The sequence below is a fragment of the Nonomuraea ferruginea genome, assembly GCF_039540635.1.
Classification (GTDB): Bacteria; Actinomycetota; Actinomycetes; order Streptosporangiales; family Streptosporangiaceae; genus Nonomuraea; species Nonomuraea ferruginea.
Window position 1 is genome coordinate 179293 of record NZ_BAABFD010000018.1, and the last position, 18842, is coordinate 198134.

Annotated in this window: 21 protein-coding genes; 10 read left to right on the forward strand and 11 right to left on the reverse strand. The window is 71.0% G+C overall.

Translation table 11 applies throughout. The annotated features are described in order from the left end of the window. Window positions 1–92: 92 nt before the first annotated feature. From crcB (ABD999_RS31245) to ABD999_RS31255, 3 genes are read right to left on the reverse strand one after another with little or no spacing between them, the layout of a single operon-like run. Complete coding sequence (gene crcB / locus ABD999_RS31245; protein ID WP_271278020.1) at window positions 93–470, reverse strand: fluoride efflux transporter CrcB; 378 nt, start codon at window positions 468–470, stop codon at window positions 93–95. After that, complete coding sequence (gene crcB, locus ABD999_RS31250; protein WP_219543877.1) at window positions 467–865, reverse strand: fluoride efflux transporter CrcB; 399 nt, start codon at window positions 863–865, stop codon at window positions 467–469. Before crcB (ABD999_RS31250) ends, crcB (ABD999_RS31245) begins: the two co-directional genes overlap by 4 nt. Then, the gene (locus ABD999_RS31255; RefSeq protein ID WP_219543876.1) at window positions 862–2079 is read right to left on the reverse strand and encodes an ammonium transporter; all 1218 of its coding nucleotides are present in this window, start codon (window positions 2077–2079) and stop codon (window positions 862–864) included. The genes crcB (ABD999_RS31250) and ABD999_RS31255 overlap by 4 nt, the downstream gene beginning before the upstream one ends. Before the next feature lie 260 nt (window positions 2080–2339). Here ABD999_RS31255 and ABD999_RS31260 point away from each other — a divergent pair, with 260 nt between their 5' ends. Beyond that, complete coding sequence (locus ABD999_RS31260) at window positions 2340–3239, forward strand: CHRD domain-containing protein (RefSeq protein WP_271278021.1); 900 nt, start codon at window positions 2340–2342, stop codon at window positions 3237–3239. A 12-nt stretch (window positions 3240–3251) separates the two neighbouring features. Here ABD999_RS31260 and ABD999_RS31265 read toward each other — a convergent pair whose 3' ends face one another. Both ABD999_RS31265 and ABD999_RS31270 read right to left on the reverse strand, forming a co-directional pair. Then, entirely contained in the window at window positions 3252–4226 is a 975-nt protein-coding gene (locus ABD999_RS31265) for a GlxA family transcriptional regulator (RefSeq protein ID WP_271278022.1), read from the reverse strand. Between the two features lie 54 nt (window positions 4227–4280). Then, complete coding sequence (locus ABD999_RS31270) at window positions 4281–5078, reverse strand: hypothetical protein (RefSeq protein WP_271278023.1); 798 nt, start codon at window positions 5076–5078, stop codon at window positions 4281–4283. 369 nt (window positions 5079–5447) lie between these two features. Between ABD999_RS31270 and ABD999_RS31275 the strand changes: the two genes are divergently transcribed. The 4 genes from ABD999_RS31275 to ABD999_RS31290 all read left to right on the forward strand — a co-directional run bounded on the left by ABD999_RS31275 (window position 5448) and on the right by ABD999_RS31290 (window position 7786). After that, window positions 5448–5639, forward strand: coding sequence for a hypothetical protein (locus ABD999_RS31275; protein WP_271278024.1), 192 nt, complete (start codon window positions 5448–5450; stop codon window positions 5637–5639). 13 nt (window positions 5640–5652) lie between these two features. After that, a complete protein-coding gene (locus ABD999_RS31280) occupies window positions 5653–5829 on the forward strand; it encodes a hypothetical protein (protein ID WP_219543872.1) in 177 nt (58 codons plus the stop codon). Window positions 5830–5903: 74 nt separating this feature from the next. Beyond that, window positions 5904–7121: a DUF5685 family protein gene (locus ABD999_RS31285; protein ID WP_271278025.1), complete on the forward strand. Its 1218-nt coding sequence runs from the start codon at window positions 5904–5906 to the stop codon at window positions 7119–7121. A 65-nt stretch (window positions 7122–7186) separates the two neighbouring features. Beyond that, entirely contained in the window at window positions 7187–7786 is a 600-nt protein-coding gene (locus ABD999_RS31290) for an NAD(P)-dependent oxidoreductase (RefSeq protein WP_271278026.1), read from the forward strand. Between the two features lie 28 nt (window positions 7787–7814). Here the strand turns inward: ABD999_RS31290 and ABD999_RS31295 are convergent, their stop codons facing one another. Further along, on the reverse strand, window positions 7815–8927 hold the full coding sequence (locus tag ABD999_RS31295; RefSeq protein ID WP_333485726.1) for a glycoside hydrolase family 3 N-terminal domain-containing protein: 1113 nt from the start codon (window positions 8925–8927) through the stop codon (window positions 7815–7817). Window positions 8928–9014: 87 nt separating this feature from the next. Here ABD999_RS31295 and ABD999_RS31300 point away from each other — a divergent pair, with 87 nt between their 5' ends. After that, complete coding sequence (locus tag ABD999_RS31300) at window positions 9015–9434, forward strand: peptidase inhibitor family I36 protein (protein ID WP_271278027.1); 420 nt, start codon at window positions 9015–9017, stop codon at window positions 9432–9434. A 73-nt stretch (window positions 9435–9507) separates the two neighbouring features. On the opposite strand, the gene ABD999_RS31305 is transcribed toward ABD999_RS31300, so the two are convergent. From ABD999_RS31305 to ABD999_RS31325, 5 genes are all read right to left on the reverse strand, one after another. Next, a complete protein-coding gene (locus ABD999_RS31305; protein WP_148029722.1) occupies window positions 9508–10053 on the reverse strand; it encodes a 2,4'-dihydroxyacetophenone dioxygenase family protein in 546 nt (181 codons plus the stop codon). 81 nt (window positions 10054–10134) lie between these two features. Continuing rightward, on the reverse strand, window positions 10135–10965 hold the full coding sequence (locus ABD999_RS31310; protein WP_148029721.1) for an IclR family transcriptional regulator: 831 nt from the start codon (window positions 10963–10965) through the stop codon (window positions 10135–10137). 40 nt (window positions 10966–11005) lie between these two features. Further along, window positions 11006–11800 (reverse strand): SDR family NAD(P)-dependent oxidoreductase, encoded by a 795-nt coding sequence (locus tag ABD999_RS31315; protein ID WP_148029720.1) that lies wholly within the window; start codon window positions 11798–11800, stop codon window positions 11006–11008. Then, window positions 11790–12836 (reverse strand): transketolase family protein, encoded by a 1047-nt coding sequence (locus ABD999_RS31320; protein WP_271278028.1) that lies wholly within the window; start codon window positions 12834–12836, stop codon window positions 11790–11792. Before ABD999_RS31320 ends, ABD999_RS31315 begins: the two co-directional genes overlap by 11 nt. Then, entirely contained in the window at window positions 12833–13693 is an 861-nt protein-coding gene (locus ABD999_RS31325; protein ID WP_271278029.1) for a transketolase, read from the reverse strand. Before ABD999_RS31325 ends, ABD999_RS31320 begins: the two co-directional genes overlap by 4 nt. A 228-nt stretch (window positions 13694–13921) precedes the next feature. Between ABD999_RS31325 and ABD999_RS31330 the strand changes: the two genes are divergently transcribed. The 4 genes from ABD999_RS31330 (at window position 13922) to ABD999_RS31345 (ending at window position 18824) form a co-directional block, all read left to right on the forward strand. Continuing rightward, window positions 13922–14941: a zinc-dependent alcohol dehydrogenase gene (locus ABD999_RS31330; RefSeq protein WP_271278030.1), complete on the forward strand. Its 1020-nt coding sequence runs from the start codon at window positions 13922–13924 to the stop codon at window positions 14939–14941. Then, window positions 14938–16032 carry an SDR family oxidoreductase gene (locus ABD999_RS31335; protein ID WP_271278031.1) on the forward strand — a complete coding sequence of 365 codons (1095 nt, stop codon included), beginning with the start codon at window positions 14938–14940 and terminating at the stop codon, window positions 16030–16032. Before ABD999_RS31330 ends, ABD999_RS31335 begins: the two co-directional genes overlap by 4 nt. A 140-nt stretch (window positions 16033–16172) precedes the next feature. Then, complete coding sequence (locus ABD999_RS31340; RefSeq protein WP_187280984.1) at window positions 16173–17180, forward strand: sugar ABC transporter substrate-binding protein; 1008 nt, start codon at window positions 16173–16175, stop codon at window positions 17178–17180. A 51-nt stretch (window positions 17181–17231) separates the two neighbouring features. After that, complete coding sequence (locus tag ABD999_RS31345) at window positions 17232–18824, forward strand: sugar ABC transporter ATP-binding protein (protein ID WP_271278032.1); 1593 nt, start codon at window positions 17232–17234, stop codon at window positions 18822–18824. The last annotated feature ends 18 nt before the right edge of the window (window positions 18825–18842 follow it).

Genomic DNA, 18842 nt, shown 5'->3' on the forward strand with positions numbered 1-18842 from the left:
AGGCGCAGCATTCCCTGGCGTGTTCCCACTAAAGCGCAAATGCCATTAGCTGGACATTTATGAGAGAATGCCACCTCACTCTTTAACCGCTATCAACCCGCGACGGCTCTGCCGAGCAGATAGCAGAGGCTGACCGCGACGAGACCCGCCACGACGTTCATGCCGATGTTGATCAGCCCTTTGCCGGTCGAGCCGGACGAGAGCAGCTTGTACGTGTCGGTGCTGAACGTGCTGAACGTGGTGAGCGCACCGCAGAAGCCGGTGCCGATCAGCGACAGCACGGCGTGAGGCAGCGCGTCGACCGAGGAGAGCCCCATCAGGAAGCCGAGGATGGCCGAGCCGATGACGTTGACGGTCAGCGTCCCCCACGGCAGGGCCGACCCGAACCTCCTCTTGACGGAGGAGTCGACCAGGTAGCGGGTCGGCGCGCCGACCAGGCCGCCGATGAAGACGGCGAGGACCGTGATCATTTCCGGCTCCCTCCCAGCGTGATGCCGGCCCAGACGGCCAGGAGTCCCAGCCCGACGCTGAGCACGAGGTAGACGGCGGCCCAGCCGGGCGAGCCGCCCACGGTCAGCTCCCTGACCCCGTCGACGAAGTGCGAGAACGTGGTGAAGCCGCCCAGGAAGCCGGTGCCGAGCAGCATCTTCACCGGCTGGCGGTGCAGCGGGTGGCGGGTCAGCTCGCCGGTGAGCAGGCCCATCAGCAGGCAGCCCACGGTGTTGACGATCAGCGTCGGCCAGGGCAGCGGGTGGGAGGCGCCCAGCAGCGCCTCGGTGAGCAGGTACCGGGCGACCGCGCCGAAGCCGCCGCCGACCGCGACGAACACCAGGGCGCGCCCCACGCGCGGGGCGTCGGCCATCATTCCTCCTTGCCGAGTTGCATGTCGGAGCCGGCGAGCTGCTCGGCCTCGGTTTCCCGCATGCGCAGGAACCGGTCCACGACCTTGCCGATCACCCAGGTGACGACGAAGGAGTAGATGGCCACCGCGATGACCGCGACGATCTGCTTGAGCAGCAGCGTGATCGATCCTCCGTACAGCAGGCCCTTGGTGGTGCTGGCGGTGGCGCCGGTGGCGAACAGGCCGATGAGGACGGTGCCGACGACGCCGCCCGCGCCGTGCACGCCCACCACGTCGAGGGTGTCGTCGTAGCCGAGGACGAGCTTCCAGGTGACGGCGAACGACACCACGACGGCGGCGACGATGCCGATGACCAGCGCGCCCTCGACGTTGACGAAGGCGCAGGACGGGGTGATGGCGACGAGCCCCGCGAGCGCGCCGGTGGCGGAGCCGAGCCGGGTGAAGTGCCGGTACTGGAACCACTCGATGACCAGCCAGGTGAGCATGCCGGCGGCTCCGGCGATCATGGTGCTCAGGAACGCGGTGACCGCGGTCCTGCCGTCGGCCATGGCCGAGCCGGCGTTGAAGCCGAACCAGCCGAACCAGAGCAGGGCGAGACCCAGCATGACCAGGGGGATGTTGCTCGGCTGGGGCGGCTCCTTCCTGCGGAACCTGACGCCCGGGCCGAGCGCGATGGCGAGGGCCAGCCCCGCCATGCCGGAGTTCAGCTCGACGACCAGTCCGCCGGCGAAGTCGAGCACCCCCCACTTGTTGATCCACCCGGCCGGGTCGAACACCCAGTGCGCGATCGGGAAGTACACCAGCGTCACCCAGACGACGGAGAACACCACCCACGGCCCGAGCCGCGTCCGGCCGGCGACGGACCCGCTGATCAGCGCGACGGTGATGATCGCGAAGGTGAGCTGGAAGAGCGCAAAGGCGTACGTGGGCACCCGGCCGTGCAGCATGCCGGGCGCGATGTCGGAGAACCGCAGGTCACCGAAGCCGATCAGCCCCACCCCGCCCACGTCAGGGCCGAACACCAGCCCGTAGCCGTAGGCGAACCACACGATCGTCACCAGCGAGATCGAGACGAAGCTCATGAAGATGATGCTCAGGACGTTCTGCGCGCGGACCATGCCCCCGTAGAAGAAGGCCAGTCCGGGGGTCATGAGCAGCACCATGGCGGTGCTCACGAGTACCCAGGCGGAGTCTCCGGTGTTCAGACCTGGCGGCATCGCTCGACCTCGTTTCTTTTCCTGCTTCTCCAGGAGTGATCAGAGAAGTGCGGATCAAAACCGAGGATGGGGGCGCTTTTGCCATTCCCTTTCGAAATTAGACTCGCTATCAGAAACCCGAAAAATCGGGATAAACGCGGGAATTTGACGCTTCGGATGATCTACGGCGGCGGCGAGTGCGTACTTTTCCACACTCCTGCCGTTGAACTCGGCGGCGCGGCCGGCCGTACCAAGCCACAGAGAACAGCGAAAGGGTCAAGATGCACAAGCGCACCCTCGTGGCTCCCGGCCTGGCCGCCGCCACTGCTCTGATCGCCACCTCGCTCAGCCCGGTCTCGGCGCAGGCCACCACCCCCGTCTACCTGGCGGCGGCGCTCAAAGGCGCCAACGAGGTGCCCGCCAAGGGAGGGAAGGCCGGCGACCCCGACGGCAACGCCCTCGCCGTGTTCAGGATCCACGGTCAGCGCGTCGACTACGCCATCAGATGGCACGGCGTGGCCGCGCCCAGCGGGTTCCACATCCACCGGGGCCAGAAGGGACAGAACGGCCCGGTCACGGTGCCGTTCTTCGGTCAGGCCCTGCCCGCCACGCTGCACGCCGTCAAGGGCACCGTCCGGGTGAAGGATCTCGGGCTGCTGCGCCGTATCATCACCAACCCCGGCAACTGGTACGCCAACCTGCACAACGCCCAGTTCGCCGCCGGAGCCGTACGGGCGCAGCTCTACCGGATCCATCCGGTGGAGCTGGAGTCGGTGCTCTCGCACGGGTTCGGCAAGACGCTCACCACCCAGGCGAACGGCCGCCAGGAGGTGCCGGCGCCCGGCACGAAGGCCGGCGACCGCGACGGGCGCGCCGGATGGCTGGTGCAGCCGGAGGGGAAGCGCGTCTGGTTCGCCACCGCGTGGAAGCGGATCGGCGCGCCGGTCGCCGCGCACATCCACCGCGCCCCGAAGGGCAGGAACGGCCCCGTGGTGGTGCCCTTCTTCGCCGCCGGCAAGGGCCTGCCGGCGGGCGTCAACGGCGTCGCGGGCAGCGTGCCCACCCCCGCGGCGACGGGCCGCCGCATCTGGAACAACCCGAAGAACTGGTACGTCAACCTGCACAACAAGCAGTTCCCCGGCGGCGCCGTCCGCGGCCAGCTCTACCGCGGCGACTGGTGACCCGACCAGGTCTCAGCCTGACGCGGCGGTCGAGGACTGCGTCATCCGGTAGTGCGACGGCGGGACGCCGTAGCGGTCGACGAACGCCTGGCGCAGGGTCTCGGCGGTGCCGAACCCGCATCTCGCCGCCACCACGGCCACCGGCAGGGACGTGGCCGCCAGCAGGTGGGCGGCCGCTTCGGTGCGGGCCTGCCTGATGAACCTGCCGGGCGTCAGGCCCGCGTGCTTGAGGAACAGCCGGGTCAGGTGACGCTCGCTCACGCCCGCGCCGGCGGCCAGCGTGGTCGTGGTCAGATCGCCGTCCAGGTTGGCGACGATGTGGCTCATGACGCGCTCGACCAGGCCGTTGCCGGGCGGGGGCGCGGCGGTGAACATGCTCATCTGGGCCTGGTTGCCGGGCCGCTGCATGTAGGTGACGAGGTTGCGGGCGACCCGCCGGGCCACCTCCGGGCCGTGGTCCTCCTCGACGAAGGCGAGGGTGAGGTCGAGGGCGCTGGTGACCCCGGCCGAGGTGGCGATCTCGCCGTCGCGGACGAAGATCGGATCGGGATCGACCGAGACCTTCGGGTACTTCGTGGCCAGATGCCGCGCCCACTCCCAGTGGGTGGTGACGCGCCGCCCGTCGAGCAGCCCCGCCGCCGCCAGGATCTCCGCCCCCGTGCAGACCGACGCGACCCGCCGGCTCTCCCTGGCCAGGCGGCGTACGTGGGCGAGGATCCGCGGGTTGTCCGCCGCCGCCATGCAGCCGATGCCGCCGGTGACGACCAGCGTGTCGAGCGGGCCCTTGACCTGTTCGAGCGCCTCGTGGGCCTGCAGGGTCAGGCCGCTGGCGCAGGTGACGGGATGGCCGCCGGGACTGGCCATGACCATCCGGTAGGCGGGCGCGGCTCCGTACCAGTTCGCGCTCTGCAGCGTCGAGGTCACGCAGGCGATGTCGAGCAGCTGCGCGTCGGGATAGCCGACGACGACGACACGACGCTCGTGCATGAGAAGACTGTACGGCGTGCGGGCCGTGAGCGGAGGACCCCGGCGGCGGTCAGATCATCCGGGGCCGGGGCGGTGGTCGGTGGGCAGGGGCGCGGGAAGCAGCTTGCCGAACGGGACGGCGCGCATGGCGCGCAGCCGTTCGGCGGCGCGAAGGTGGCCGTGTCCGGCGGCGAGCCTGTAGTAGGCCCTGGCGATGTCGAGCTTCGACGGGCCCTCCTGCTCGTAGGCCCGGCCGTAGGCGAAGGCCAGATCCGCCGCCAGGTCGATCGGCGGCCGGTGACGGTCGAAGGCCTCGGCGCCGGGATGCCGCCGCTGCACCGCGACGTAGGCCCAGTGCCGGGACTCCGCGACCTCGCCCAGCAGCGCCTTGATGATCGCCAGGCGGTAGGCGGGCTCGGAGTCGCCCTCGGCCGCCCGGCGGACCAGGTACGCGACCATCCTGGAGGTGCGCCGGTCGGCCTCCTCGGCGGGCGTCCGGTAGAGGTCGTACGTGCCGGTCGTGTGCGTGCGGGGCTCGTACGCGCCGGTGGCCTGCGCGCGGGGTTCCTTCCTGGCGGCGAGCCAGCGGGCCTGCCACTGCGGCACGGTGCCGAGGGGGGCCACCGGCAGGCCGGTCTGCTCGGCGTGGCGATGACAGACCGTGACGAAGGAGGAGACCAGCTCCCAGTCAGGGAGGCGTTCCCGCTTGCCGTTGAGTATGTCGCTGAGCGTGCTCGTGGGCAGTTCCTTGGGGATGCCCGGCGCGCGCGACAGCCGGTTCATCCGGCCATAGCTCGGCTGCCCGGCCGCTTCCCGCAGCTCTATGAGCTGGGCTATGAAGGCGTGGTGCTCGCCCTTATGCGTTTCAGTCATCGTCCTTGAAAGTGTCGAACGGATCAGGTTGTCGCCATATTTGCAGAAAAAATCTCGCAGTTTGGACGGTTTTCCGATATCCATCTATTTCGACATCAACGGCCACTTTTATTGATCTCCGGCGCAGCCGTACCAGGTGTGGTACCGGTGGTCAGACGGCCGATGGGATCGTCTTAGGTGGCTGATTTCCGGATAAGTCAGGAACAAGCCGGACGACCTCGTACGATCGCGGAAGTTTGCCCCCGGGGACGCTTCGTTGTCGATCTCGTCCGGCTCTGTCCGGGCATGTTTACACCACTGGCCGGCGCCTTTCCCGGAGCCGCACCATGGGTCGCGTCCACCGCCGCCCTCCGGGAGGCCAGCGCCCCCATGCCGCTTCTCACGGCTCGCCCCTCAAGCATCACGTACCGCGCCGACGCTCCCTGCCCGGCGGACGAGCACCTGCTGGTCACCCTCCTGACGACCTGGGTGCTCGCGACCGGGCGCACACCTCCTGACGTGCGCCCGGAAGAGATGACCCCCGAAGAGCTCATCGACTTCTGGGCCGACGACCGCGCCTGAAGAAAGAGGACCGATGTTCACCACCTGCCAGCTGCTCACGCTCACCGTGACGATCATGATCGCCGCGATCACCTGCGCGCTCTTCCTGGCCACCGGCGCGCCCTGGCCGGCCGCCCTGCTCGGCGGCGGCGGGGCGGGCGGGGCGACGCTGGTGGCCCTGCCCAAACTGCTGAACAGGCTCGACCCGTGACGCGTGAGAGATCCGCCTTTCCCGGGAGCTGTCCTGCTACGGTTTAGCCGCTCATTGGACACATAAGGGGATATATGTTCGGCATTGTCCGCCCATGCCGGCACGTCATGTGCGAGGGACTCTTCGCGGACTGGATGGGCCATCTGTGCGGGCTCTGCCTGGCGCTCCGTGACGAGCACGGGCACCTGTCCCGCCTGGTGACCAACTACGACGGCCTGCTCGTGTCCGTCCTCACCGAGGCCCAGTCCCCCGCGTCCGCGCCGCGCCGGCGGGCGGGCGCGTGCGCGCTGCGCGGCTTCAAGGGCGCCGACGTGGTGGAGGCCGAAGGGGTGCGGCTGGCGGCCTCGGTGTCGCTGCTGCTGGCGGCGGGCAAGGTACGCGACCACGTGGCGGACGGGGACGGCGTGTACGCCCGCCGTCCGGTGGCCGCCGGAGCCACCCGGCTGGCGCGCCGCTGGTCCTCGGCGGGCACGGCCATGGCGGGCACGCTCGGGTTCGACCCCGCCCCGCTGACGGCGGCGGCCGGCCGCCAGGCCCTCCTTGAACGCGCGCCCGCCCGCGCCCTGCGTGAGCTGACCGGGCCCACCGAGGACGCCGTGGCCGCCGCCTTCGGGCACACGGCGGTGCTCACGGGGAAGCCGCACAACCGGGCGGCCCTGGAGGCGGCCGGGCGCGGGTTCGGCAGGCTGGCCCACCTGATCGACGCGGTGGAGGACCTGGCCGACGACAAAGCGTCCGGCGCGTACAACCCGCTCGCCGCCACCGGCACCGGCCTGCGCGAGGCCCGCCGTCACTGCGACGCCGCCCGCGCCGACGTCCGCGCGGCGGTCGGCGAACTGGACCTGCCGCGCCCCTCCCTGGCACGCGCTCTCCTGGTACGGGAGACCGGCCGAGCCGTCTCCCGAGCCTTCGCCATCGCGGAGGGCAGTGGAGCACAGCCCCACCACGCCGCAGACGACCGTGCGGGAAGCCATCACGCGGGGAACCACCTCGCGGGAGACCACCGCGCCGGGCGCTTGTCCGGGCGGGCGCCTGAGACGCCGCCCGGTGATCCCGGGGCGCCGCCGGGCAAGCGTCCGCCGAAGCGGGATCCCGGAGGGTTGCTGTCCTCGTTGTGCGCCGCGCTGACGTGCTGCACGTGCGGGTTGTACCGGCCCGCGTGGGACGAGGAGCACGAGAGCTCCTGCTGCCAGCGCTTCGACTGCTCGGGCTGGGACGCCTGCGGCAACTGCGGCGAATGTTGCAACTGCTGCAACTGCTGCGGCGGAGACGGGTGCTCCTGCGACTGCTGATCCCTCGTATGGAACTTGACACTGCATGCTGCCCTATTGCATCTTGCAATATAGAAGGAGGCAGTATGAGACTGTTAGTGATCGGGGCGACGGGCCGTACCGGTGCGCACGTCCTGGAGCAGGGTGTCGCGCGCGGCCACGAGGTGACGGCGTTCACCCGGAAACCGGAGCTCCTGAAAGGGCGCGAGGGCCTGCGCGCCGTCGTGACCGGGGACGCGACCGACCTGCCCACCGTGCGCGAGGCCGTGGCGGGCCAGGACGCCGTCATCTCGGCGGTGGGCACGAGCGGCATCGCGAGGACGCTGATCGCCGCGATGCGCGAGACCGGCGTGCGCAGGGTGGTGATGACCAGCAGCCGCTCCATCCCCGCCACCCGCCCCCGCCTCGCCGTCGGCCTGGCCTGGCTGTTCTTCCGATCGGCCTACGTGGACCTGGCGCGGGCCGAGGGCATGCTGGAGGTCTCCGGCCTCGACTGGACGATCGTCCGCGCCACCATGCTGACGGGCAAACCCGCCAACGGCCAGCTGCACGTCGACTTCGAGGCCAACGCCACCGGCGGCGAGGCCACGCTGCCCCGCGCCGACTACGCGACGGCGCTCCTGGACGCGGCCGAGGACGACGCCATGATCGGCAGGACGCCGGGCGTGTGCGGCGCCCGGGCCTGAACCGGACCCGCGAAGCCCTCCACCGTCGTCATGGGGTGCACGTGTAGCCCGCCGGCAGGGATGGGTCGCCGCCGGGGCGGGTGGCCTGGAAGCCGAAGGACGTCTCGCCGCCCGGCGCGACGGGTGGCGTTGTGCCCGGCGGACGGGCGGTGGCGGTGCGGCCGTCGAGGGTGATGACGGCGTTCCGGTGGCCGGTGAGCTGGTGGCCGGGCGGCACAGTGAAGGTGACGGTCCAGCCGGTCAGCGGGGCGCTGCCCGGGTTGGCGACGGCGGCCTGGATCACGTAGCCGGTGTCCCACTGGCTCTGGGCGCCGGGCCTGACGGTGCGGCCGGCGGGGTCGGGTGACGGCCCAGGCTCCTCGCCGCCCGGCTCGTAGGTGAGGCCGAACCCGTACGGGAACAGCGGCGTCTTGCCGTCCCCATCGTTGATCGGCTGCTGCGACGAGGCGCGCATCCAGGTCACCGGCAGCTTGCCGGTCGGCTCGACGTCACCGAACAGCACGTCGGCGACCTCCTGCCCCTCGGTGCCCGGCAGCCAGGCGGCGACCAGCGCGTCCCAGCCGGACAGGTGCTCGGCGACGTCCAGCGGGCGTCCGGACACCAGCACCACCACGAGGGGGATGCCGGCCGTGCCGCCGTCGCCGATGTAGTGCTTGGCGGTGGCCAGCACGGACGGGGTCCCGTCCTGGAGGCCGGTGACCAGCATGGCCATCGAGGCGGCCAGTTCCGGCGTCTCGCCGAAGGACTCGTACGTCCTGCCCCAACGGTCGTCGCGGGCCACGCAGAGGCACGGGGCGAAGTTCCAGCCGGTGCCGGTCCCGGCCATCTCCGCGGCCACGGCCCGGCCGATCCGCCGCACCAGGGCGGGGTCGCGGGTGGCGCCGAGCCCGATGTTGTGCGGGAAGATCGTGGCCCCGTGGACGTTGTTGTGCCCGTGCACCGCGTCGACCCCGTACAGGATGGGGATGCCGAGCGGGGTGGCCAGCGCCGCGTTCTGGAACCTGTCGTACATGTCCGCCCAGGCAGCCGGGGTGTTGGGCGACGGCGCGGACCCGCCGCCCGACAGCACGGACCCGAGGCGGTAGGCGGTGACGTCGGCGGGCGCGGGAGCGGTCAGCCAGGGCGCACCACCAGGCCCGATGGAGTGAAACTTTCACCCTTCCCTAACAAGATCGCGCCATGTATGGTCAAGCCGTTGCCGAAAGAAAGTTTCACCCACGGAGGATCGATGGGCAAGAAGCTTCACCTGCTGGCCGTTCCGATCGCGGCCGTCGCCATGGCCGCACTCACCAGCCTTCCCGCACAGGCCGCCGACGGCTACGACCGGTGCCAGCCGGGGAACTACTGCATGTTCTCCGGCCTCGACGGCACCGGTGACATCATCCAGATCACCGCCGACACCCCCGACCTCGCGGCGCTGGGCATGGCCAACCGCGCCAACTCCGACTGGAACCGTACGAGCTCCCTCGTCCACCTCTACTCCGGGGCGAACTACACCGGCTGCACGGCCGTGACCCGCGCCGGCTCCAAGGGCAACTTCTTCTCCACCTACCGCGAGTTCTTCGAGTCCGTCCGCATCGGCGGCCCCAACGGCCCGTCGTGCGGCACGCCGCCCGGCGAGGACTCCCCCACCGTCTCTACGAGATGACCGGCTCTTCGAGATGACCGTCTCTTCGGGATGACGGCCGCGCCCCCGGCCGCCGAACGGCCGGGGGCGTCGCTCAGCGGATGAAGCGGTCGACGTAGTCGGCGCCCAGCCCCACCTCGGCGTAGTGACGGCGGGCGTTCTCGATCTTGGAGAAGACGTCCTCCACGCCGGTGGGGTTGCCGTCCGGGTCGACGTAGATGTACGCGCCCGTGACGTGGAACAGGGTCCGCATCTCCTCGACGCCCTCGGGGACTTCGAGGGTGTGGATGTCGCCCGGCGGCTCGAAGGCGTAGCTGCCCTCCTCGGCCCACCAGTCGTGCTCCAGGTAGTGCCAGCGGCCCCGGAGCGTCGTCGCGTGGACGGGGCCGGCGTGGCGGTGGCGCGACAGGATGCCGGACCTCCTGACCCGCAGGATGTTGACGAAGTAGCCCTGGGTCGCGCTGAGCAGGAGCGGCCTGAAGGTCACGTCGGGCGCCTGCGGCACCCAGAGGCGCTCGTCGCACTCGACGTCCAGCGCGCCGAGCTCGACGAGGTCGTCCACGGTGTTCGGCAGGAGGGGGCCGCGGTAGGGGATCGCGGCTTCGTCGCGGATCCTGCCGGCGTCCGGAGTGTCCGTCATGATGGTCGGTCCTTTCTCGATCGGCGCAGGCGGGAACGCCGCCGGTGCTCCCGCACGGGAGCCGGCGCCGGAAGGGTCGTGCTATCGGTGGTTGTCGGACGGCAGGGGCTTGCCCCACCAGGCGGCGGGCCGGGCCCAGCCCAGGTCTCGCGACGCCCGCTCGGCGGCCTCGACGGTGAGCTCGGCCAGCCGGTTGGCGGGGTCGAGTATGACGTCGCGCAGGCCGCTCACGGACAGGGCGCCCTCGAGCTCGTTGCGGAAGTTGAACACCGGGGCGCCGACGGCGGCGATGCCGGGGGTGACGTTCTGGTCGGAGACGGCGTAGCCGCGCTGGCGCGTGACCTTGACCTCTTCGTTGATCTCGGCCGCGGTGGGCCCGTCCTTCGAGCCGTTCTCCGCGAAGTCGAGCAGCCACTCCCGATAGACGTCCTCGGGAGAGAACGCCAGGATCGCCATCGGCCCGGCGCCCAGGTGGAGCGGCATGGAGCCGCCCAGCTGCAGGGCCAGGCTCTGCACCCGGCGGCCGTCGAGGCGCTCCACGCAGACGGCGTCGAGACCGCGCCGGATGCACAGGAAGACCGTCTCGCCGCTCTCGTCGTGGAGGTGCTGCATGTGCGGCAGGGCCGCACGGCGCACGTCCATCCGGCGGACCGCGCCGGAACCGAGACGGAACAGGTGCAGGCCGATCCCCCACTGACCGCGGGTGCCTGACTCGACCCAGCCGAGGGAGGCGAGGTTGCGCAGCAGCCGGTGGATGGTGCTGCGCGGCTCCCCCAGGGTCTCGGCGAGCTCCGCCGCGCTGACCCACTCGCGCTGGGCGAGGATCTCCAGGATGGCGGACGCCTTGTCGAGCAGGCCGACCGGCTCCCCGTCACTGGTGGAGGGGGTGCCTGGCGAAGCCTGTCCTCTCATGGAACAACCCTATCTTGGTGGTCGCGTGACAATAGTCGGATCAACGATCGGGAAAGTCGTCCTCCCGGTGGAAGGTCCCGTCGACCGTGATGCCTCCGTCGACGGGCAGCACCACCCCGGTGACGAACGCCGCCTGAGGGGAGACCAGGAAGGCCACGGCGTCCGCGACCTCCTCCGGCCTGCCGAACCTGCCCAGCGGGGTGCGCCGCAGCAGGGTCTCCTCGTCGAGGACGCCCATGACCAGCCCGGAGCGGAACATGTCCGTGTCCATGTAGCCCGGCGCCACCGCGTTCACCCGGATGCCGCGCCGGCCCCACTCGACCGCCAGCACCCGGGTGAGCCCCGAGACTCCGGTCTTGGCCGTGGTGTACGCGAGCCGCAGCGGCAGGCCGAAGGTCGACCCCACCGACGCCAGGTTGACGATCGCGGCCCGGGGACTGCGCTCCAGCAGCGGGAAGGCCGCGCGGGAACAGCGCATGGCGCCGCCGAGGTGCACGTCGAGCTCCTTCATGAAGCCCTCGGTCGGGAAGCTCTCGGCCGCCGCCCGCGCGATCACGCCGGCGTTGTTGACCAGCGCGTCCAGCCGCCCGAAGCGGGAGCGCACCTCCTCCAGCAGCCGCCCGACGCTGTCGTCGTCGGTGACGTCGGCGTGCACCCCGACGGCCGTGCCGCCTTCCTTCGCCACCACGTCGGCCGCCGCGGCGGCGCCTTCGCCGTTCAGGTCGGCGATCACGAGGTCGAAGCCGTCCGCGGCCAGCTTGACCGCGATGGCGGCGCCCAGCCCGCGGGCGGCGCCGGTGACGAGGGCGACGGGCCGAGCCGTCTCAGCGGACATCGGAGGTCATCCTCCCCGACTTCAGGAACGCGCGGGCCTCTTCGACGATGCCCGGCCCGTCGAGACGGTAGTGGCGGTAGAGATGGGTCGGCGGGCCGATGGGAGCGTACTCGTCGCGGATGCCGTGCCGCAGCAGGGGCACGCCGATCCCGTGGTCGGTGAGCGTCTCGGCGACCGCGCCGCCGAGCCCGCCGTAGACGTTGTGCTCCTCGACCGTCATCAGCCCGCGTGACCCCTCGGCGGCGGCCACGACCGCGGCCTCGTCCAGCGGCTTGATCGTGTGCAGGTCGATCACGCCGACGCTGTGGCCCTCGGCGCGCAGCTCCTCCGCCGCCAGCAGCGACGGATGCACCGTCGTCCCGGTGGCGATGATGGTGAGGTCGTCGCCCGTGGCGTGCACGATCGCCTGCCCCGGCCGGATCCGCTCGTCGTCCGGCTCGTACACCAGCGGCTCGCGGCCGCGGCCCATCCGGAAGTAGACCGGCAGCGGGTGGTCGGCGTACGCCTTCAGGAGCACGCCCATCGCCACGTGGTCGGCGGGCGCGACGACCGTCATGTTCGCGATCGTACGCATGATCGCGATGTCTTCCGTCGCGTGGTGCGAGGTGCCGTAGAAGCCGAAGGTGATGCCGGAGTGGTGGCCGATGAGCCGGACCGGCTGCCGGGTGTAGGCGATGTCGGTGCGGATCTGCTCGCAGCACAGCAGGGCCAGGAACGAGGCGAAGCCGGTGACGTACGGCCGCAGCCCGGTGGTGGCCAGACCGGCGGCGACGGACACCGAGTTCTGCTCGCTCACCCCGAGCTGCAGGAACCGGTCGGGATGGCGCTCGTGGAACGCCCACAGGCCGTTGGAGAACGACAGGTCCGGCGTGAGCACGACGACCGGCTCGCCGTCGTCGACCAGGGCGCCCAGCTGCTCTCCGAGCGCGAGCAGGCCCGGCGACTTGAGCAGCATGCTGGGGATGTGCCAGGAGCCCTCCGCGAGCGGCTGCCCATCGGCTCCGCGCGGGACGAGGCTGTCGGTGTTCAGGTTCACTTCTCGCCCTTCAGTTCCCGGATGACCGCGGCCTCGTCCTGCTCGGCGAGCCAGCCGAGATGCCAGCCGAAGTCGCGCTCCATGAAGCCGACGCCCTTGCCCTTGACGGTGTGCGCGATGACGGCCGTCGGCTTGGCCGGCGCGCCGTCGCGGAGCCGCAGCAGCGTGTCGAGCAGCGCCGGCACGTCGTGGCCGTCGACCTCCACGACGTCCCAGCCGAAGGCCCGCCAGCGGTCGGCGAGCGGCTCGATCGTGATGATGTCGTCGACCTTGCCGTCGAGGCAGTAGCCGTTGCGGTCGACGATCGCGACCAGGTTGCCCAGGCCGTAGTGACCGGCCGCCGCGGCGGCCTCCCAGATCTGGCCCTCGTGCAGCTCGCCGTCGCCGAGCAGGGCGTAGACGTTGAAGTCACGCCCGGTCATGCGGGCGCCCAGCGCCATGCCGAGCCCGACGGAGAGGTTGTGGCCGAGCGAGCCCGAGCTGAAGTCGCAGCCCGGGACCTTGGTCATGTCCGGGTGGTCGCCGAGCGGGTTGCCGAGGCGCGTGTAGCCGTCGAGCAGCTCGGGATCGAAGAACCCGTGGTCGGCCAGGATCGGGTAGAGCCCGACGGCGGCATGGCCCTTGCCCATGACGAAACGGTCGCGATCCGGCCACTGAGGGTCTCCGTGGCGCAGGCGCAGCACCCCGTAGTACAAGGTCGCGAGGATCTCCGCGCACGAGAACGTCGACGAGTAGTGACCCGTCTTCGCGATCGAGATCAGGCGGACGGTCTCGAGGCGGACGAACTGGGCGCGCTCGCGGATCCGCTCGACCACCTCCGATGAGGTCGTGAGGGACGCGCCTTCACTTGCGGGCATGCAGTCGATTCCTTTTCATGAGGTCAGACCATCGGCGGCCTAGCCATCCAGAGCTGCCTGGTCCCACTATGAACGATGTCCAAAGCTCAGTCAATGACACATACTCTCAGGACATGAGAGCAGACAACAACTCTGTCTCATTCAACGAATGTGTGTCCTACTCATTGACATCGCCCGTTCTGGTTGCCACGCTGCTCGTCATCGCCCCGACCCAACGGAAGGAACGCCATGGAGGCGCTGGTCTACGCCGGTCCCGGCGCGGTCGAGATCCGCGACGTGCCCGAGCCCGAGCCGGGTCCGGGCGAGGTCCTCGTGGAAGTCGGTCACGTCGGCGTCTGCGGGACCGATCACCTCCTGGTCCGCGGCGGCCTGGCACGGGTCCGGCCGGGGGTGGTGATCGGTCACGAGATGGCCGGGCGCGCCGTCGGCGGCGACCTCGGCCGGGCGGGGCTACGGCCCGGCGACCCGGTCGCCGTCGAGCCGCTCATCAGCTGCGGGACCTGCCGCACCTGCCGCCGCGGGCACCGGCACATCTGCGAGGCGCTCGGGCTCTACGGCATCGACCGCGACGGCGGCGCGGCGAGCCACGTGGTGGTCGCGGCCGACCGCCTGCACCGGCTGCCTGACGGCGTCCCGCCGCGGGTCGCGGCGCTCGCCGAGCCGCTCTCGGTGGCGGTCCACATGGTCTCCCGCGCCGGCGTGGCGGTCGGCGACGTCGTCATGATCTTCGGCGGCGGGCCCATCGGCGCGCTGCTGGGCCTCGTGGCCCGGCTGTCCGGCGCCTCCGCCGTGCTGGTCGCCGAGCCGCGCGCGGACCGGCGGGAGCTGCTGGCGGAGCTCGGCATGACCGTCACCGACCCGCTCGGCGCCGACGTGGCCTCCTGGTGCGAGAGCCGCGCGCCCGGCGGGGTGGACGTGAGCTTCGAGGTGTCGGGGGCCGACTCCTCCTACGCGGCCGCGGCCGAGGTCACCAGGCCCCGCGGCACCGTCCTGGTGGGCGCGCTCACCGACCGGCCGGCCCGGGTGCCCATGTCCCAGGTGATGCTCAAGGAGCAGACGCTGGTGGGCTCCCGCGTCTACACCGGCGACCACATGGCCCGCGCCGTCAACCTCATGGGGACGGCGGGGCTGCCCCTCGAAGCACTGGTCAGCGACGTGGTGCCGGTGCGCGAGGCGCCCGGCCGCGTGTTCGGCGACGGGCCCGCGGGGCTGATGAAGACCCTGATCGCGGCGGGTGACGTGTCATGACCGTCCTGGTGGCGGGCGCCTCTGGCGTCATCGGCCAGGCCGCGGTCGAACGCTTCCTGGCCGACGGGACCGACGTCGTCGCCCTGTCGCGGCGGCCTCCCGACGTGGCTCCCCACCCCCGGCTCCGGCACGTCGCCGTGGACCTGACGGACGCCGCCGCGTGCCGGGACGTCCTGGGGCGGCTGGCCGGCGTGACGCACGTCGTCTACGCGGCGCTGTTCGAGAAGCCTGGGCTCGTGGCCGGGTGGCTGCAGGAAGACCAGATGCGCACCAACCTGGCCATGCTCACGAACCTCGTCGAAGCGCTGGTCGGCGCGCCCCGTCCGGTCCTGCGCCACGTCAGCCTCATGCAGGGCGCCAAGGCGTACGGCGGGCACGTCCACCCGCCCCGCCGGATCCCGTCACGCGAGCGGGAGCCGCGCGACCCCCACCCGAACTTCTACTGGCTGCAGGAGGACTACCTCCGGCAGGCGGCCGACCGGCACGGCTTCGACCTCACGATCTTCCGCCCCCAGATGCTGGTCGGCGGAGCCACCGGCTCGGCGATGAACGTGGTCCCCGTCATCGGCGTCTACGCGGCGCTCTGCGCGAGACTCGGCCTCCCGTTCGGCTTCCCCGGCGGGCGGTCCTATGTCTGGGAGGCGGTCGACGCGCGGATCGTGGCCTCGGCGCTGTCGTGGGCCCGCTCGTCGCCCGCCGCCCGGGGAGAGACCTTCAACATCACCAACGGCGACGTCTTCGAGTGGCGGGACCTGTGGCCCGCCATCGCGGCGGAGCTCGGCATGGAGCCGGCGGCCGACACACCCCGGGCGCTCGCGGACTTCCTGCCCCGGCACGAGCACGTGTGGAAGGAGATCGTGCGGGAGCACGGGCTGCGCCCGACGCCCCTGCCGGCCTTACTCGGCGAGTCCCACCACTACGCGGACAAGTGCTTCGCGTACGGGTCGGAGAAGCCGATGCCGCCGAAGTTCCTGAGCACCGTCAAGCTGCGCCGGGCGGGCTTCCACGACTGCCTCGACACCGAGGAGTCGTTCCGGTACTGGCTCGCTCACCTGCGCAAACGCCATATCTTGCCCTATATACACCCTTGAAATCTCATTCCCACTCTGATGTCATATGTCCACTGAGTTGGACAAACGGCTCCAGCAAACGGTCCACGTCCCGCTTAGCGCTACGTCGGGATCGAATGCGACGGCATCTCTTCGTACGACGCCATAAGACAGGAGAAGACGTGATCGCACAGTCGGCCCGTCGGTTCAGCAGGATCCGCGCGCTCGCCGCCATGGGCGCCCTGGCGGCCGTGGTCGCCGCATGCGGGTCCAGCCCTTCCACCGACCAGGCGGGCACGCCCGCGGAGGGCGACCCGTTCAAGGTGGGCATCGTCGCCCTCGACGCGACGCAGATCACCGCGCTCAACGAGCGCACCGCCGCCCAGAAGAAGATGAAGAGCATCGGCTGGGAGACCACGGAGATCAACTCCGACGGCGACCCCGCCAAGGCCATCTCCGCGATGCAGAACCTCGTGCAGAGCGGCGTGAACGCCATCATCGTGCAGACCTACACCCCCGACCAGCTGTCCGCCGGCCTCGCGGCCGCGAAGGCGGCCGACATCCCGGTCTTCTCGACCGCGGGCGGGCTGGCCGGAGGCGGGGAGGCCGGCGCGGTCGAGCTCGTCGCGGCGGCCAACGTCAACGACGAGGTGATCGCGGCGATCAAGGACAAGCCGAAGGTCGAGCTGCTCCAGCTGCGCTACACCCCCGGCGCCCCGTGCCGGTCCAGGGCCGAGGACCTCGACGCCAAGCTCGAAGGGCTGTCCAACGTCAACGTCACCCGCCAGGAAGTGAAGATCCCCGGCGGCGAGCAGTCGGCCCAGGAGGCCACCTCCGCCTGGCTGCAGGCGCACCCCGACGACGGGCAGACGACCTTCATGATCTGGCCGTGCTTCTCCGAGGCCGCCATCGGCGCGGTGTCCGCCGAGAAGCAGGCCGGCCGCGGCCCCTACCCGCTCTACACCTGGGACATCTCGAAGCCCGCGATCCAGGCCATCCAGGACGGCTACGCGACCGGCGTGCTGTGGATCCAGGTCGACAAGGCCGGCGAGCAGATCGTGGAAATGATCAAGGAGTGGCGTGACGCGGGCGGCTCGTGGCAGCCCAAGGACGTCACCGCGCCCAGCGTCCTGCTGACCAAGGACAACATCGAGCAGACGCTCCAGGAGAACCCGGATCTCCTCAGCTAGCGGTACCGGGACCCACCACCAAGGCCTGACGAGGGAGGCGAGTCATACGTGATGGCGACAGGGCATCCGGCCGCGCGGGCGGCCGGAGACGATCCGGCGCCCCTGCTGTCGGTGCGGGGCGCGGTGAAGAACTACGGCCTCGTCCAGGCCTTGCGCGGTGCCGACCTCACCGTCGGGCGCGGGGAGGTGCACGGGCTGCTCGGCGCCAACGGCGCCGGGAAGTCCACCCTGGTGAAGATCCTCGCCGGCCTCGCCAAGCCGGACGAGGGAGACTTCGCCATCGACGGCGCCCCGTTCCGCCCCGGCAGCATCCGCGAGGCGGCGGCGGCCGGCGTGCGCCTGGCCCACCAGGAGCTCGCCATCGTCCCGGCGCTCAGCGTGCGCCAGAACCTCCACCTCGGCCGCTACCTCCATCCCGAGCTGGCCGGCGCCAAGGAACGCGAGCGCGCGTACACGGAGCTGTTCGAGGAATGGGGGCTGGACATCTCGCTGGACGCCGTCATGCGCGAGCTGTCCCCCGCCCACCAGGCGACCGTGGCGCTGGCCAAGACGCTGGTCGGCAGCGGACGCCTGCTCATCCTCGACGAGCCGACCGCCTCGCTCGGCCCGAAGGAGGTGAGCGGGCTGTTCTCCATCATCCGCCGCCGCGTCGAGGCCGGCGCGGGCGTCATCTTCGTGAGTCACCGGCTGGGCGAGGTCAGCCGGCTGTGCGACGCCATCACCGTGCTGCGCAACGGCCAGCGGGTGCACGACGGCCCGATGGAGGGCGTCGACGAGCACGCGCTCGCCGATCTCATCGCCCACGACGCGGGCGGTGACCGGCGCCGCGCCGAACGCACCACGACGGCCCCGGCCGCCTCGGTCAGGAAGAGCGCGAGCCCTGACGGGCCGCTGCTCTCGGTCAGCGGTCTCCGGCTGCAGAACCGCGTGGAGGACGTCTCGTTCGAGGTGAACCCCGGCGAGATCGTCGGCATCGCGGGCCTCGTCGGCGCCGGCCGGACCGAGGTGCTGGAGGCGCTGGTCGGGCTCCGCCGGGTCGTGTCCGGCGAGATCAGCCTCGGCGGCCGGGCCTACCAGCCCCGCGACCCGGCCAGGGCGCTGAAGCAGGGCGTCGTCCTGGTGCCGGAGGAACGCCTGGCCCAGGCGATCTTCACCCAGCGGGACATCGTGTTCAACTTCTCCAGCTCCCGTTTCCGCACGCTGGGCGGCGGGCCGGGGGGCATCCTGAGCAGGCGGTCCCGCTACCGGGAGTCGGCCCAGCGGCTCGCCGAGTCGCTGCGGCTCAAGGCGCGGTCGCTGAACGACTCGATCATGTCGCTCAGCGGCGGCAACCAGCAGAAGGTGGTGCTCGGCCGGGCGACCGTCGACGGGCTGCGCCTGCTCCTGCTGGACGAGCCCACCCGGGGCGTGGACGTCGGCGCCCGTTACGACTTCCAGCAGATGGTGCGCGGCCTCGCCGACCAGGGCGTCGGCGTCGTCTACGTCTCCTCCGAGCTGGCCGAGCTGGAGTACTGCGATCGCATCGTGGTCATGGTCGAGGGCCGCGCCACGGTGCAGTTCGACAACGACGACGGTTTCGACGAGGACGAGCTGACCCGCCTCTGCTTCCTGCGCGCCGGCGCGGCCGCCGTCGAGCAGGCATAGAAAGACGATCCAGGAGAG